15 protein-coding genes are annotated in these 14,794 nt (G+C 62.6%); 7 read left to right on the forward strand and 8 right to left on the reverse strand.

The genetic code is table 11. The features are described from left to right. Positions 1 to 419: pyrroline-5-carboxylate reductase family protein (locus tag VIM98_RS03570; RefSeq protein WP_331991720.1), on the reverse strand; the 419-nt coding region annotated here is incomplete at its 3' end. Positions 420 to 683: 264 nt separating this feature from the next. On the opposite strand from VIM98_RS03570, the gene VIM98_RS03575 reads away from it, so the two are divergent. Both VIM98_RS03575 and VIM98_RS03580 read left to right on the forward strand, forming a co-directional pair. Beyond that, entirely contained in the window at positions 684 to 1,721 is a 1,038-nt protein-coding gene (locus VIM98_RS03575) for a type IV pilus twitching motility protein PilT (RefSeq protein ID WP_331991721.1), read from the forward strand. A 62-nt stretch (positions 1,722 to 1,783) separates the two neighbouring features. Continuing rightward, positions 1,784 to 2,950 carry a PilT/PilU family type 4a pilus ATPase gene (locus VIM98_RS03580; protein WP_331991722.1) on the forward strand — a complete coding sequence of 389 codons (1,167 nt, stop codon included), beginning with the start codon at positions 1,784 to 1,786 and terminating at the stop codon, positions 2,948 to 2,950. A gap of 77 nt (positions 2,951 to 3,027) precedes the next feature. On the opposite strand, the gene VIM98_RS03585 is transcribed toward VIM98_RS03580, so the two are convergent. Beyond that, positions 3,028 to 3,414: a BON domain-containing protein gene (locus VIM98_RS03585; protein ID WP_331991723.1), complete on the reverse strand. Its 387-nt coding sequence runs from the start codon at positions 3,412 to 3,414 to the stop codon at positions 3,028 to 3,030. Between the two features lie 255 nt (positions 3,415 to 3,669). Then, a complete protein-coding gene (locus VIM98_RS03590; RefSeq protein ID WP_331991724.1) occupies positions 3,670 to 5,436 on the reverse strand; it encodes a hypothetical protein in 1,767 nt (588 codons plus the stop codon). A 180-nt stretch (positions 5,437 to 5,616) separates the two neighbouring features. On the opposite strand from VIM98_RS03590, the gene VIM98_RS03595 reads away from it, so the two are divergent. Then, the gene (locus VIM98_RS03595; protein WP_331991725.1) at positions 5,617 to 6,804 is read left to right on the forward strand and encodes an acetyl-CoA C-acyltransferase; all 1,188 of its coding nucleotides are present in this window, start codon (positions 5,617 to 5,619) and stop codon (positions 6,802 to 6,804) included. 142 nt (positions 6,805 to 6,946) lie between these two features. On the opposite strand, the gene VIM98_RS03600 is transcribed toward VIM98_RS03595, so the two are convergent. The 5 genes from VIM98_RS03600 to gshB form a co-directional block, all read right to left on the reverse strand. Next, positions 6,947 to 7,873, reverse strand: coding sequence for an aspartate carbamoyltransferase catalytic subunit (locus VIM98_RS03600; RefSeq protein ID WP_331991738.1), 927 nt, complete (start codon positions 7,871 to 7,873; stop codon positions 6,947 to 6,949). Between the two features lie 38 nt (positions 7,874 to 7,911). Continuing rightward, complete coding sequence (gene ruvX, locus VIM98_RS03605; protein WP_331991726.1) at positions 7,912 to 8,358, reverse strand: Holliday junction resolvase RuvX; 447 nt, start codon at positions 8,356 to 8,358, stop codon at positions 7,912 to 7,914. Further along, positions 8,355 to 8,924: a YqgE/AlgH family protein gene (locus VIM98_RS03610; protein ID WP_331991727.1), complete on the reverse strand. Its 570-nt coding sequence runs from the start codon at positions 8,922 to 8,924 to the stop codon at positions 8,355 to 8,357. The genes ruvX and VIM98_RS03610 overlap by 4 nt, the downstream gene beginning before the upstream one ends. Positions 8,925 to 9,077: 153 nt before the next feature. Then, positions 9,078 to 9,938, reverse strand: a complete 861-nt coding sequence (locus tag VIM98_RS03615) for an energy transducer TonB (protein WP_331991728.1) — start codon at positions 9,936 to 9,938, stop codon at positions 9,078 to 9,080. 6 nt (positions 9,939 to 9,944) lie between these two features. Next, positions 9,945 to 10,913: a glutathione synthase gene (gene gshB / locus VIM98_RS03620; protein WP_331991729.1), complete on the reverse strand. Its 969-nt coding sequence runs from the start codon at positions 10,911 to 10,913 to the stop codon at positions 9,945 to 9,947. A 375-nt stretch (positions 10,914 to 11,288) separates the two neighbouring features. Between gshB and pilG the strand changes: the two genes are divergently transcribed. The 4 genes from pilG to VIM98_RS03640 all read left to right on the forward strand — a co-directional run bounded on the left by pilG (position 11,289) and on the right by VIM98_RS03640 (position 14,766). Next, positions 11,289 to 11,648, forward strand: a complete 360-nt coding sequence (pilG, locus tag VIM98_RS03625; RefSeq protein WP_414650187.1) for a twitching motility response regulator PilG — start codon at positions 11,289 to 11,291, stop codon at positions 11,646 to 11,648. A gap of 33 nt (positions 11,649 to 11,681) precedes the next feature. After that, a complete protein-coding gene (locus tag VIM98_RS03630) occupies positions 11,682 to 12,056 on the forward strand; it encodes a response regulator (RefSeq protein ID WP_331991731.1) in 375 nt (124 codons plus the stop codon). 23 nt (positions 12,057 to 12,079) lie between these two features. After that, positions 12,080 to 12,601, forward strand: coding sequence for a chemotaxis protein CheW (locus tag VIM98_RS03635; protein ID WP_414650186.1), 522 nt, complete (start codon positions 12,080 to 12,082; stop codon positions 12,599 to 12,601). A 131-nt stretch (positions 12,602 to 12,732) separates the two neighbouring features. Further along, complete coding sequence (locus tag VIM98_RS03640; protein WP_331991733.1) at positions 12,733 to 14,766, forward strand: methyl-accepting chemotaxis protein; 2,034 nt, start codon at positions 12,733 to 12,735, stop codon at positions 14,764 to 14,766. Positions 14,767 to 14,794: the final 28 nt, after the last annotated feature.

Raw genomic sequence — 14,794 nt, forward strand, 5'->3', positions numbered from 1 at the left:
GGGCTTACACGGTGATTGGCATACAACCCGGTCGCGCCGGCACCGATCAGGGCCGGCGTATTCGGCATGCAGCGCACGATGGGCAGGCCATGCCCGAACCAGCGCTCGAGCTGGTCGACCCGTACACCCGCGGCAATGGAGATCAGCAAGGGGCGGCGGCGCTGCAAGTCATCGCGCAGCTCGCTTTGCAGCGCGGGCATGATGTGCGGCTTGACCGCCAGCAGCAGGATATCCGCCTCGGCCGCGGCGAGTCGGTTCTCGGCAAAACAGGCCACGCCGAATTCACGGCCGAGCTCCTGGCGCGCATCGGCGCGCGGTTCGGCCACGCGGATGGTCGAGGCGGAGGTGCCGGTCTTGAGCAGTCCGCCGATCAGGCTGCGCGCCATGTTGCCGCCGCCGATAAAAGCAATGTGAGTCATGCCGCTTCCTGGACAAATGGAACCTGCGTACCTTAACTCATCGGCGTGTCACACCCGGCTGCTTGAATAAGCCACTGTTTCGCCCACCCGGTTCGCACTTTGGGCATAGACCTGTAGGCAAGGCTGGTGGGGCAGGCCACCGCCCGAGTAGTATCGGGCCGCTGCCTGAAGGGGATGGCGGCAACCGGTTCGGCGCTGTCGGCCGTGCCCGTCCCCAAAAGGCCATATAACAAGCAATTGGACTTGAGGTTTTAGGGGGAACCGATGGATATCGCCGAACTGCTGGCCTTCTCGGTGAAGAACAAGGCATCGGACTTGCACCTGTCCGCCGGCCTGCCGCCGATGATTCGCGTGGACGGCGACGTGCGCCGCATCAACATCCCGGCGCTGGAGCACAAGCAGGTCCACTCGCTGATCTACGACATCATGTCGGACAAACAGCGGCGCGACTACGAAGAGTTCTTCGAAACCGACTTCTCGTTCGAGATACCCGGTCTGGCGCGCTTCCGCGTCAACGCCTTCAACCAGAACCGTGGCGCCGGTGCGGTGTTCCGTACCATTCCCTCCGAGGTGCTGACCCTCGAGGACCTGGCCGCACCGCGTATCTTCCGTGAGCTGATCGAGCAGCCCCAAGGACTGATCCTGGTGACCGGACCGACAGGTTCGGGTAAGTCCACCACGCTGGCGGCGATGGTCGATCACATCAACAAGAACGAGTACGGCCATATCCTCACCGTCGAGGATCCGATCGAATTCGTACACACCTCGCAGAAGTGCCTGGTCAACCAGCGCGAGGTGCACCGCGACACCCACGGCTTCAACGAGGCGTTGCGCTCGGCGCTGCGTGAAGACCCGGACTATATCCTCGTCGGCGAGTTGCGCGATCTGGAGACCATCCGTCTGGCGCTGACCGCGGCGGAGACCGGCCACTTGGTATTCGGCACCCTGCATACCAGTTCGGCGGCCAAGACCATCGACCGTATCATCGACGTGTTTCCGGCCGGCGAGAAGCCGATGGTGCGCTCGATGCTGTCCGAATCGCTGCGCGCGGTCATCTCGCAGACCTTGCTCAAGAAGGTCGGCGGCGGTCGCATTGCGGCCCACGAGATCATGGTCGGCATTCCGGCGATCCGTAACCTGATCCGCGAGGACAAGGTCGCGCAGATGTATTCATCCATCCAGACCGGCCAGCAGTACGGCATGCAGACGCTGGACCAGATCCTGCTCGACCTGGTCAAGCGCGGCTTGGTGACGCGTCAGCAAGCGGTCGGTTATGCGAAGGCCAAAGAGCAATTTAAATAATGGGTGAGGGTAGGCGTCTACCTTTTTTACCTCACCCCTGACCCTCTCCGAGGGAGACCACCATGAGCGACTTCGATTTCACCTCATTCCTCAAGCTGATGGTCCACAAGAAGGCCTCCGACCTATTCATCACGGCCGGTATCGCGCCGTCGATGAAGGTGCAAGGCCGTGTGGTTCCCATTACGCAGAGCCCGCTCTCGGCGCAGCAATCGCGCGACATGGTGATCAACATCATGACGCCCTCGCAGCGCGAGGAGTTCGAAAAGACCCACGAGTGCCAGTTCGCGATTTCCGCCCAAGGCGTGGGCCGCTTTCGCGTCTCGTGCTTCTACCAGCGCAACTGCGTCGGCATGGTGCTGCGCCGGATCGAATCGAAGATCCCGACGATCGAAGAGCTGAGCCTGCCGCCGGTAATCAAGCAGTTGGCGATGACCAAGCGCGGCATCATCATCTTCGTGGGCGGTACCGGTACCGGTAAATCGACCTCGCTGGCGTCGATGATCGGCTACCGCAACCAGAACTCGACCGGGCATATCATCACCATCGAAGACCCGATCGAATACGTGCACAAGCACGAAGGTTGCATCATTACCCAGCGCGAACTGGGCATCGATACGGACAGTTGGGAAAACGCGCTGAAGAACACCCTGCGCCAGGCTCCCGACGTGATCATGATCGGCGAAGTGCGTACCCGCGAAACCATGGAGTACGCGATCAACTTCTCCGAAACCGGTCATCTTTGCTTGTGCACTCTGCACGCGAACAATGCCAATCAGGCGCTGGATCGCATCCTGCACTTCTTCCCGGAAGATCGGCGGCAGCAGTTGTTCATGGACTTGTCGCTGAACCTCAAGGGGATCGTCGCGCAGCAGTTGATACCCACCCCGGACGGCAAGGCGCGTCGCGTCGCAGTCGAAGTGATGCTGGGCACGCCGCTGGTGCAGGATTACATCCGCCAGGGCGAGATCCACAAGCTCAAGGAAGTGATGAAGGAGTCGACCAACCTGGGCATGAAGACCTTCGACCAGAGCTTGGTCGAGCTCTATCACGCCGGCGAAATCTCCTACGAAGATGCCTTGCGTCACGCAGACAGCTCGAACGAAGTGCGCTTGCGTATCAAGCTCGCGCAAGGCGGCGACGCGCACACGCTGTCGCAGGGCCTGGATGGCGTGGAACTGGAGGAAACGCGCGACAGCAACCAGTTCGGCGGCGGCATGTATCAGCGCTGATCCTTCGGTTTCTTGACACAAAAAGGAGCCCTTGCGGGCTCCTTTTTATTTTTGCGACCGTATGGCCGCCTGCGCGATCACGTACCGGAAGATTTGCTCGATGCCGCGGCGCTGCCGACCGTCAAACCGCTGGCATCGACGCTCTTGACGCCCTTGACCTTCTTGGCGATCGCTTCGGCATGGGTCTTTTCCATCTTGGTGGCGACCGTACCGCTCAAGGTCACTACACCCTCGGTGGTGCTGACCGAAATATCCGTAGCCTTGACCGCCTTATTGGCAGCGAATTCGGATTTTACCTTGGTGGTGATCCAAGCGTCATCGACTTTGCCTGGTACGGTCTGGTTATCCGAGGATTTGCTCATGGCGGCGCTTGAATCCTGCGCGACAGCCTGGGTCAACGGCAGTGCACCGAACGCAGCAACAAAGCTGGCGGCGATCAGAGCTTTGCGAAGTGAAATAGACATGGCGACCTCCTTGCTGAAAAGGAATGCTGTCGATAAGGACAGACGGTTTGCCAAACTCGACAATAACCGTGATGCCATGGCATCAAGAAGCGGGTGAACGCGATGTGGCCGTTGGATGATGACGTTCAGCGCGGGAGAGGGAACGCGAAATTGGCGTGCGCGTGCCGTCGAAACTTTGCTAGTCGTATAGCAAAACGGGGCACTTGCGCGCCCCGTTCCGTATTCCGTGCTTATCGACGGCGTTTTATCGACAGCTTATTTCACTTCGACGTTATTGGTGACCACCAGGCCATGCTCGTCAACGTGCGCTTCGCCACCGAGATTCTTGATGCGTGCCGCCTGCATACGCATCGATTCGAATTGTGCCTTCGAGCGAGCCGCGGCTTGCTGTTGCTCCTTCGCAGCATCGCCGTCATCGCCTTCTTTATTCATCGTCGCGGTGATCTGCGCCAACTGCTCGGACTTTGCTTCCATGGCCTGCACCCAGGTCATGTACATGTCGCCGCTCAGATGCATGCGCATCATACGACCGGCGTCGCCTTCGCTGGCCTTCAGCAGATCGCCAAGCTTGCTGTCTTCGCCAGCACCGATGCCTAAAGCCAGGGCCTTGTCGTTCATGGCGGCCCAGGCAGGCTGACCGAGCGTTGCCGTCATGTTCTCAGGCAGCGCAACGGGTTTGCCGTCCTGGGTCAGCTTGAGCTGGCCTAGCGCCGGCATGCCGACCTGGCCAAGGGCGATCAGGCCAGCAGGGTTGCTGGTGGCCAGCAGTACACGACCGGTGAACTTGGGCAGGGTCGCGTTCGGATCCGGCGCGAAACTGTCCAGCACAATGCGCAGACCTTGCATGTCGCCGAACGGTGGCATTGCAGCGCGATCGGCCAGCTGGCCGATCTTGGCAAACTGATCGTTCATATCCAGCAGCGCCGGGCAGCTGAATGGTTTCGCCGCGACGGCATCGGCTTGCGCAGACCAGAATGTGCGCAGATCTTTCACCGGCAGCGCGATGCTCAGATCGAACGGTGCATCGGCATCGGTACCCAGGCCCGGAAGGGCGACTTTCAAGCCGGAGAACGCTTTGACGATGTCATCGGCCAGGGCGAGGTCAAAACGGGCAGTCTGCCGCTTGGCATCGAGCGTCGTGTAACCGAAGCTCATCGACGGCACGCGGGCGGCAATACGCGCCGTGTCGGCCTGGCAACTGGCAGGAACCTGCATCTGGTTGGCTACCGGCTCGCCGGTCTTGGCCGCTTCGCTTTCTGCATGCGCCTTGAGCATGGCGGCAAAGAAGGGATCTTTGCCGCTGGAGGCCAATGCGAGCGTCCGCGCCACGTCGAGTTGGCCGACGATGTAAGGCTTGTACCCCTTGTCTTTGGCGATTTGCTTGAGGCGGCCATCGTCCTGCAGGCTCTTGGCCGGGCGATCCAGGCCCAATACCTGCCGTAGCACGGCTTCGGAGGCGTCGGCCGGCAGCAGCGCGGCAACGGCCTGTTTACCCACCGTAGCCAGAATGACCTGGGTGCCGGCTTCGGTCGATACGTGTTTGCGGTACGACTGGTTGCCGATGCTGGCCGTGTCGAGCTTCTTGCCATAGGCGGTTTCCAGGCGGCCGACGAAGGCATCGAAGGCCTTCGGGTCGGTCAGCTGGATACGTGCCACCGGTGCAAGACCGACGCCGTAGAACGCCGAGTAACCCTTCAGATCGAGACCATTGTTCTGTGCGAACGTTTCGATTGTCTTGCCGTCCAGCTCGGCGATAAATGCCTTGAGCAAGCGTGCGCTATCGGGGTCCTTCATGTCCTCGGCAGCCACCTTCAGCTGCGCAATCTGCTGGTGCAGCTCGGCATCGGCCTGGCTCAGCAGCGCCGAACGCGTGCTGTCGTCAAGCACATCCAGGTTGGCCACCACGTACGGTGTGTCAGCCGGAACGAAGGCCAGCGGGGCATCTTTGTCCTTGTGTGCACAGGCGGCCAGCAGCAGTGTGCCTGTCAGGCCGAGCGCAACTAAGCGCGTCGTCGGTCGCATCTTGATTCCTTGTGGAAGATGATTTTTTGCGCCGCACATTATGCCTTCTTTACGGGTAGCCATAACGTGTAGCTAACAAAAAAGTTTGTTCTTTCGTGCGCTCTGCCAAGGAGCCCTTGTTTTGTCTGATGATGATCGTCATCTAAGATGCCATCCGTCATCCATCCAACGAGGCTCCCTATGCAAGCCACCGACCCCATCGTGATTGTTTCGGCGGTACGTACGCCGTTGGGGCGTTTTCTGGGCGAGCTCACGCCGTTGCCGGCATCCGCGCTGGGCGCAGCTGCGGCGAAAGCCGCTCTGGAGCGCACGGGACTTGCGCCCGACCGGGTTAGCGAAGCGATCTTGGGTTGTGTCCTTCCGGCTGGGCAGGGGCAGGCGCCAGCGCGTCAGGCCGCGCGAGCGGCCGGTATCCCGGACGCGGTCGGCGCCACCACCGTCAACAAAGTCTGCGGGTCGGGCATGAAGGCCACCATGCTTGCGCACGATCTCCTGCTGGCCGGTAGCGCCGATGTCGTGCTGGCCGGAGGCATGGAAAGCATGTCCAACGCACCTTACTTGCTACCCAAGGCGCGCTCGGGCTATCGCGCGGGGCATCAGCAGGCGCTCGATCACATGCTGCTCGACGGCCTGGAAGATGCCTATGAAGGTGGCCGGCCCATGGGCGATTTCGGCGAGGCGACGGCGGCAGCCTATGGTTTTGACCGCGCCGCACAGGATGCCTATGCGATGGAAACGTTGCGTCGCGCGCGAGCGGCGGTAGAGCAGGGCATCTTCGATGCCGAGATTGTTGCCGTGGAAGTGCCTGGGCGCGGTGGCGCGGTCGCTGTGTCGCGCGACGAGCATCCGTTAAAGGTCGATCCGGGCAAGATTCCGACGTTGCGCCCGGCCTTCCGCAGCGATGGCACGATCACGGCGGCCAGTGCTTCAGCGAATGCCGATGGTGCGGCGGCCTTGCTGCTCACGCGGCGCTCGCTTGCCGAGCGCGAGGGTTTGCCGATCCTGGCCGAGATCCGCGGCCATGCCACGCATAGTCAGGCCCCTGAATGGTTCACCACGGCGCCTGCGCCGGCGATCCGCAAGCTGCTGGATAAAGTCGGCTGGTCGGTGGGTGACGTGGATCTGTTCGAAATCAATGAGGCGTTTGCCGTGGTCGCGATGGCGGCTATGCGCGAACTGGGTATCGGCCATGACATCTTGAATGTGCACGGTGGGGCGTGCGCGCTGGGTCACCCGATCGGTGCGACGGGCGCGCGTTTGATCGTCACCTTGCTGCACGCATTGCAGCGGCATGGACTCAAGCGCGGCGTGGCCTCGTTGTGCATCGGTGGCGGTGAGGCAACGGCGATTGCGATCGAGCGCGTGTAATTGCGGCTGCCACGACCCCGGCTCATGGAGAAGCGGTAAACCTCGGAAAGTTACGCGCTCTTTGCCGGGGTGGCATGCGGACATTGGTAAGTACTTGACTCGTCCCCGACCCTCCCCTTTGAACAGGGGAGGTAGCAAGGCATCAGCGCCCCATAACCTCGCAAAGCACCGCCATCCGCACGAACACACCATTGCTGACCTGCTCGAGGATACGCGATTGCGCGCCATCGGCCACTTCCGACGCAATCTCGATACCGCGGTTGAGCGGGCCTGGATGCATCACCAGGCAGCCTTTGCCGGCGCGTGCCAGGCGACGATTGTCCAGGCCGAACCGCGCGAAATAAGCGCTTTCGTCTGGCAGATCCGTCGACGCCATACGCTCTTTCTGCAGGCGCAGCATGATCGTCACGTCGACGCCGTCAATGGCCTGGTCGAAATTGTCCGATAGCGTGCAACCGGGGAAGTCCTTCGCATCCGGCATCAGGCCGGCCGGGCCGCACAGACGGATATCCTTCACGCCCAGCGCGCGAAGCGCGTGCACATCCGAGCGCGCCACGCGCGAGTGCTTCACATCGCCGCAGATGACAACCTTGAGCTGGGAAAAATCCGGCCGGTGCTCGCGAATAGTCAGCATGTCGAGCAGCCCCTGGGTCGGGTGTGCGCGATTGCCGTCGCCTGCATTGATCACCGACACGCCGCTCATTGCATGGCGCACCAACTCATCGGGCGTGCCGGATACCTTGTGGCGCACCACGATCGTATCCAGGTGCATCGCCTCGAGTGTATGCAAGGTGTCGAACAAGGCTTCGCCCTTGCTGGTCGAGGACAGGCCGATATCGAAATTGATCACGTCCGCACCGAGCCGGCGCGCGGCCAGCTCGAACGACGTTCGCGTGCGTGTCGATGGCTCGAAGAACAAGTTCAACACCGTGCGGCCGGTCAGCAGGTCGAGCTTGCGCGTGCCATGCGCGCAGGCATCGCGCATCGAAACGGCCCGGTCGAGCAGGCGTTCGATGGTGGCGCTGGGCAGGTGTTCGAGCGAGGTCAGATGACGCAGGCGTTGGGTCATAGTGATGGATCGGTGCGTATGAGGAAGACGGGCGGGGCTCATGATGCCATCCCGGGCAGGGGTTGGCTGACGCCGCTGAGCCAACGCTCGAGGATAACCGCGGCGGCTTCGGCATCGATCTTAAGGGCATCGCTCTTGCGCTTGAGGCCGGCGGCGCGTGCCTGGGCGAAGCGTTGTGCGGCTTCGCGCGAGGTATGGCGCTCGTCGACCAGCACCACGGGCAGGCCGTAACGCTCGCCCAACTGCTCGGCGAACCGACGCGCGGCCCGGCTGGCCGGTTGCTCCTCGCCCTCCAGGGTCAGCGGAAGGCCGACCACCAGGGTATCGGGTAGCCAGTCCTTGCGGAGGCTGTCCAGTTGGGTCCAATCGGGAACGCTTTGGCGATTGGGAATGGCGGCGATGCCACGTGCGCTGGCGGTCAGCCGGTTGCCCACGGCCACGCCGATCAGCCGGCTGCCGTAGTCGAAACCCAGGGCACAGCTCATGCGTGTCCCGCGTAACCGAGTAGTTGCAGAGGGTCGACGCCAACCAAGCCGGCGGCGGCGCTCCAGCGCTCCTCCAACGGCGTATGAAACACCACCCGTTCGCTGGCCTCGACGGTCAGCCAGGCGTTGTCCTTGAGTTCCTGCTCCAGTTGCCCGGCGCTCCAGCCAGCGTAGCCCAGTGCCATCATGGCCAGGCGTGGTCCTTCACCAGCGGCCATGGCCACTAGAATGTCGCGCGATGTGGTGACGGACCAGTCGTCATTGATGCGGTAGCTCGACTCCCAGTGTCCATGCTCGCGATGCAGTACGAAGCCGCGCTCCTGCTGCACCGGTCCCCCGATCAATACGGGCGCATCGGCCAGGTCGGCATCCGAGCACCCCAGTTTCATCTGGGCCAGCACATCGCCGAGGCGGTATTCGGACAACTGGTTGATCAGCAGGCCCACCGCACCGTCTTCATCGTGCTGGCAGACGAAGGCGACGCCGCGGCAGAAGGGCGGTTCCGCCAAGCTGGGCATGGCGATCAGGAAGTGGCCGGCGAGGGTTGGCTGACTGGGGGAGGTCATGGCTCCATTGTAAGCCTATGGCGTGAACGGAGGGGCGTTGCCGAACGAAATACGTGCTTTATGTCTAGCTATCGTGTTGAGACTAAAGACATGTGGTGTAGGCGTGAGGTGAGTCTGCGTGGGAATGCTCCGCACATTGCCCTCTCACGCCAACTACCGCGTCTTCAACACATCCCCCGGCTGAAACAGCCAGGTCCGCGTGATGTAGAGCTCATCCACGCGTTCCTTGTCCGCAGGCAAAGCGGGAAACGGTGCCGCCAGTCGCACGATGCGCTTGGCCGATTCGTCCAGCAGCGGCTGGCCCGAACTCTTGATGACATCGATGCTCTTGATGCTGCCGTCATGGTTGAGCGCTACCGTCAGCACCAGCTCGCCATGGACGCCGCGCTGACGCGCCTCATTCGGATAGTTGAGGTTGCCAATGCGCTCGATGCGGTCCACCCAGCCGCGCATATAGGCAGCGTAAACGTATTCCTTGGTGTTGGCCGAAATGAACTTCTTCTTCGGCCGCTTGGCGTAGGCCTCGCTCTTGTCGCGCAATTCGGCGGCCAGCCGGGCCATTTCTTCTTGCCGGCGAAGTTCGTCGGCGCTCTGCTGGTCGGTCGTGGCGGTCTGGCCGCTATCGCTGTCGACCGTCTGCGGGCTCTGGCCTGTGGTGGTGACCAGGCGCTGCGAGGTCGCCTCGCGTGGTGCTGGCGTGGCGGCATCGACATGCTGTGGCGCGGTGCCTTGGGTTTCGACCGGCAGCAAGCCCGAGAACGGTTGGGAAGGTCGCGCTGCCTTGTCGCTCTGGCCGCCGCCGGCGTTGTTGGCCTGCGCCAGGAAGTCGGCCTGGTCCGGCGCCTCGCGGTTGGCCACGTCCACCAGGGTCACATCCAGGGTCGGCAGGCTGGGCGTAGGTTTGGCGTAGTGGAAGGTGAGGCCCAGCAACAGCACGCCGTGCAGCAGTAGCGAGAACAGCAGCGTGGCGCCGATAGGATCGGCGCCGTTGTTCGGGCGGGCGGTAGCGGTCACGTGCGCTTAGGTTCCGGAGGCAAGGGTGTCGATGACATCGAATAATTGTCCGGCAATATTAAGGCCGAATTGTGCATCGAGCTCGCGCACGCACGTCGGCGATGTGACGTTGATCTCGGTGAGGTAGTCGCCGATGACATCCAGACCGACGAAAATCAGGCCGCGTCGCTTGAGTTCCGGCGCCACCTCAGCGGCAATCCAGCGATCGCGCTCGGACAGCGGTACGCCTACCCCCCGGCCACCAGCGGCCAGGTTGCCGCGGAACTCGTTGCCCTGGGGGATACGCGCCAGCGCGTAGGGCACCGGTTCGCCATCGATCAGCAGAATCCGCTTGTCGCCTGCGCTGATCTGCGGGATGTACTTCTGCGCCATGGTGAATTGCCGGCCTTCGCCGTGCGGACCGCCAGCCAGGAGCGTCTCCAGCATGGAGTTCAGGTTGGTATCGCCGGCTTTGACCCGGAAGATGCCGCGCCCGCCCATGCCGTCCAGCGGCTTGAGCACTACTTCGCCATGTTCCTCGGCAAAGCGGCGCAGCTCGCCGGCATGGCGCGAGACCAGGGTCGGTACCATGCACTGCGGAAAGTGCGTGGCAAACAGCTTTTCGTTGCAGTCGCGCAAAGCCTGCGGGTCGTTGATAACCAGAACGCCGGCTTTCTGTGCCAGCTCCAGTACCATCGTGTCGTAAAGAAATTGCGGGTCGACGGGTGGATCCTTACGCATGAGCACCACATCGAGCTCTCGCAGATCGGTCCAGCGCGCTTCCTCCAGGCTGTACCAGCCCTTGGGATCGTCCTTGACCGTCAGCTCGGCCACTCGCCCCCAGGGAATGCCGTCGCGAATCGCCAGGTCGCCCTGCTCCATGTAAAGCAGGCGGTGCCCGCGCCGCTGGCCCTCCAGCAGCATCGCAAAGGTCGTATCCTTCACGATCTTGATGTTCCCGATGGGGTCCATAAGTACGGCGACCGACAGGGTCATCGTCATTCTCCGGTAGCGCAATTATGTGAAAACGGCCATGTTCGCCGAGGCCATCCTTGGGCGGCAAGGTTGGGGACGGCCGGCTCCCGGAACAAGGCCGCCCTCCAGTCGAATGTGAAGACGTGGGAATCGCGATTTCGGAAGCAGTGTAAGCAATTGCAGCTTGACGTCACGGCAGTGAAGGCGGTAAACAGCAAATGCATAAAAGCCCGCCTGACGAGCGGGTTACGGAATCATTCTTGCGGAATTCTTGGATTTCTACCGAGCCGGCAGCCAAAGAGCTGACGGCTATGCGTTTACCTGAGCCGGGGCAGGTTGCAGGGGGGGTACGTGAACTTGAACGTAAATGGCAATGGCCTGGCCGGTCTGAAGGTCATGGTTATCGACGACTCCAAGACGATCCGCCGTACGGCGGAGACCTTGTTGAAGAAGGAAGGCTGCGACGTGCTGACCGCCGTCGACGGTTTCGAGGCCTTGGCCAAGATTTCCGACCAGCGTCCGTCGATCATCTTCGTGGACATCATGATGCCGCGCCTGGACGGCTACCAGACGTGCGCGTTGATCAAGAATAATCCGCAGTTTCGCGGCACTCCGGTGATCATGCTGAGCTCGAAGGACGGTCTGTTCGACAAGGCTCGCGGACGCATCGTGGGTGCGGAACAGTATCTGACCAAGCCGTTCACCCGCGATGAACTGCTGGGCGCTATCCATCGACATGTCAGCAGCACGGTTTGAACCTTGCGCGACTACAGCATCTGAGGGGGAGCTGTGGCCAATATCCTAATCATCGACGATTCGCCGACCGACGTACGCGTGTTCACCACGCTGCTTGAGCGGGCGGGTCATCGTGTCGAGTCCATCGGCAACGCCGAGGAGGGCATCGAGCGCGTGCGCGCCGAGCTGCCTGACCTGGTGATCATGGACGTGATCATGCCGGGCATGAATGGCTTCCAGGCCACCCGGACGCTGACGCGCGACCCGGTGACCGCCGGCGTGCCGATCGTGATGATCACGACCAAGTCGATGGAGACCGACCGCGTATGGGGCCTGCGCCAGGGCGCGCGTGCCTTCATCACCAAGCCGGTCAACGAAAAAGAGCTCCTGGCTTGCATTCATGACCTGCTGCCCAGTGCGGCAGCCTAAGGGCATTCATGAGCCAGCACTCCATGACTCCCTTCGAAACCCTGGCGCACTACGAGCGCCTGTCGCTGGCGCACGCCCTCGAGTCGCCTTCGACCCTCGAAGCCCCCGGCTTGTGGCGTGGCATCGGTTATCGCGCCGGCAGCCGCTCGTTCGTCAGCGGCATCGACGAGATCAACGAGCTGCTGGCCGTGCCGCCGCTGACCCCGGTGCCCGGGACGCAGACCTGGCTGCTGGGCATCGCCAACGTCCGCGGCAACCTGGTGCCGGTGATCGACTTGGCGCGCTTCCTGTTCGGCGAGCGTACCCAGCCCACCGAACGCAGCCGCCTGCTGGTGGTACGCCAGGGCGCAGGTAGCGTCGCTTTGTTGGTGGACGAGGTGTTCGGGCAGCGCACCGTCGATGCGGAACAGCGTCGCGACGCCGAACCCGAAAGCGATCCTCGCCTTACCCGTTTCGTCGACGACCTGGTCGGGGAGCAGCGGCTGGGCTTGTTCAGCATGAACCGGCTGGTGCGCGCGCCTGACTTCCGTCAGGCCGCGGCCTGACGCGTCGAAAGCTTGGGACCCCGGCGCCATTCGCGGCCGGGACAACGAATGGTTCGAGGGGCCTTCAGAGAAGAAGCCCCGGATGTCGCCGGCCATGAGGCCGGTGCGATGTACACGGCGAGGTGAAGAGCATGAGCACTACAGGGGGCGTCGGCAGGGAACGGAACTATTCCGGCATCATCATCGTTGCGCTGCTGATCATGATCAGCTTCGCCGTGCTGGATTTCGTCCTGCTCACCATCAAAGGTGGCGAAGATCGCGAAGCGATCGGCCTGACCACGCAGATCCAGGTGCTCTCGCAGCAGACGGCCAAGTACGCCCTCGAAGCGGCGGACGGTAACGTCGAGTCGTTCAAGGAGCTGGAGAACAACCGCAACTCCATCGATTCGGCCGTGCAGCGCCTGAACAAGGGCGATCCCAAGGGCAGCATGCAACCCTACGCCGACGGCAATGCCTCGCCGGCCGGCCGCGCGGTATCCGCCCTGACCAGCGCCTGGAACCAGCTCGACAGCGATATCGGCAAGATCCTTTCCAACAAGGCGCTGGTGCTCGATTCGGCACAGCGTTCCAACACCCTCTCGCGCGAACTGCCGCTACTGAACTCCAGCATGGAGCAGGTAGTGAACATTCTGCAGCAGCGCGGCGGCAGCGCGGAACAGACCTACACCTCGGCGCGACAGATGCTGCTCGCCGACCGCATGATCCGCCGCGTGCAGGAAGTGCTGCAGGGCGGCGATGCTTCCCAGCCGGCCGCCGACGGCCTCTCGCGCGACGGCCAGCTTTACGGCAGCGTGCTCAACGGCTTGCTCGCGGGTAATTCGGATATCGGTGTGCGTTCGATGGGCGATGCCAACGCGCGCAAGATCCTGACGGACATGCAGAGCAAGTGGAACGATGTGCAGGATCCGATCAACAAGCTGATCAGCGCGGCCGGCAACCTGAGCGAAGTGAAACGCTCCGGCAACCAGGCCTCGCTCGATTCGCAGAACGTGCTGCTGCGCGCCAACGAGCTGTCCGACCAGATCGGCAAGCTGCCATTGCGCCGCCTGTTCCCGAATGTCTGGTGGGGCGTGCTCGGCGCCGCCGGCGCGGCCTTGTTCGCCGTGTTGCTGGTGCTGCAGCAGATCGGCGACCAGCGCCGCCGCTTCCGTGAGTCGACCGAGCTCAACCAGCGTAACCAGGAAGCGATCATGCGCTTGCTGGACGAAATGGGTTCGCTCGCCGAAGGCGACCTGACCGTCAAGACCACCGTTACCGAGGACATCACCGGCGCTATCGCCGACTCGGTGAACTACGCGATCGACGAGTTGCGCACCCTGGTGACCACGATCAACGAGACCTCCGAACAGGTGTCCTCGTCGGCACAGGAAACCCAGACCACCGCACGCCATCTGGCCGACGCGGCCGAACACCAGGCGCAGCGAATCAGCTCGGCGACCACGCTCATCAACCAGATCGCCAACTCCATGGACAATGTGTCCAAGGACTCGGCCGAATCGGCCGACGTGGCCGAGCGCTCGGTGCAGATCGCGTCGCGCGGTGCCGAGGTGGTGCGCGAGACGATCTCGGGCATGGACTCGATCCGCGATCAGATTCAGGAAACCTCCAAGCGAATCAAGCGCCTGGGCGAATCCTCGCAAGAAATCGGCTCCATCGTGGAACTGATCAACGACATTGCCGAACAGACCAATATCCTGGCATTGAACGCAGCTATCCAGGCGGCCTCGGCCGGTGAAGCGGGCCGCGGTTTCGCGGTGGTGGCGGACGAAGTGCAGCGCCTCGCGGAACGCTCCGCGAGTGCGACGAAGCGAATCGAAACGCTGGTGCAGACGATTCAGTCCGATACCAACGAAGCGGTGAACTCGATGGAACAGACCACCGCCGAAGTGGTGGCCGGTGCCCGTCTGGCCGAGGATGCCGGTAGCGCGCTGGGCGATATCGAACGTGTGTCGCACGATCTGTCCGCGCTGATTCAGAACATTTCCGCCGCGGCGCGCCAGCAATCGGCGGCGGCGACGGATATTTCGCAGTCGATGAACGCGATTCAGGAAATTACCTCGCAGACTTCGCAAGGTGCCAGCCAGACGGCCGACTCGATCGGTTACCTGGCACAGCTGGCCAGCGACCTGCGCCGTTCGGTGGCGCACTTCAAGCTGCCGGGTTGACGATGAGCCGAGCGTTCGCAACGACAAG

It is taken from the genome of Dyella sp. (assembly GCF_036568765.1).
GTDB lineage: Bacteria > Pseudomonadota > Gammaproteobacteria > Xanthomonadales > Rhodanobacteraceae > GSA-30.

Coding starts and splice junctions, on each gene's coding strand:
- VIM98_RS03640 (WP_331991733.1), top strand. CDS start 12,733: ATGAGCACTACAGGGGGCGTCGGCAGGGAACGGAACTATTCCGGCATC.
- VIM98_RS03600 (WP_331991738.1), bottom strand. CDS start 7,873: ATGACCCAACGCCTGCGTCATCTGACCTCGCTCGAACACCTGCCCAGC.
- VIM98_RS03580 (WP_331991722.1), top strand. CDS start 1,784: ATGAGCGACTTCGATTTCACCTCATTCCTCAAGCTGATGGTCCACAAG.
- ruvX (WP_331991726.1), bottom strand. CDS start 8,358: ATGAGCTGTGCCCTGGGTTTCGACTACGGCAGCCGGCTGATCGGCGTG.
- VIM98_RS03585 (WP_331991723.1), bottom strand. CDS start 3,414: ATGTCTATTTCACTTCGCAAAGCTCTGATCGCCGCCAGCTTTGTTGCT.
- VIM98_RS03635 (WP_414650186.1), top strand. CDS start 12,080: ATGACTCCCTTCGAAACCCTGGCGCACTACGAGCGCCTGTCGCTGGCG.
- VIM98_RS03590 (WP_331991724.1), bottom strand. CDS start 5,436: ATGCGACCGACGACGCGCTTAGTTGCGCTCGGCCTGACAGGCACACTG.
- VIM98_RS03595 (WP_331991725.1), top strand. CDS start 5,617: ATGCAAGCCACCGACCCCATCGTGATTGTTTCGGCGGTACGTACGCCG.
- VIM98_RS03610 (WP_331991727.1), bottom strand. CDS start 8,924: ATGACCTCCCCCAGTCAGCCAACCCTCGCCGGCCACTTCCTGATCGCC.
- gshB (WP_331991729.1), bottom strand. CDS start 10,913: ATGACCCTGTCGGTCGCCGTACTTATGGACCCCATCGGGAACATCAAG.
- VIM98_RS03575 (WP_331991721.1), top strand. CDS start 684: ATGGATATCGCCGAACTGCTGGCCTTCTCGGTGAAGAACAAGGCATCG.
- pilG (WP_414650187.1), top strand. CDS start 11,289: ATGGTTATCGACGACTCCAAGACGATCCGCCGTACGGCGGAGACCTTG.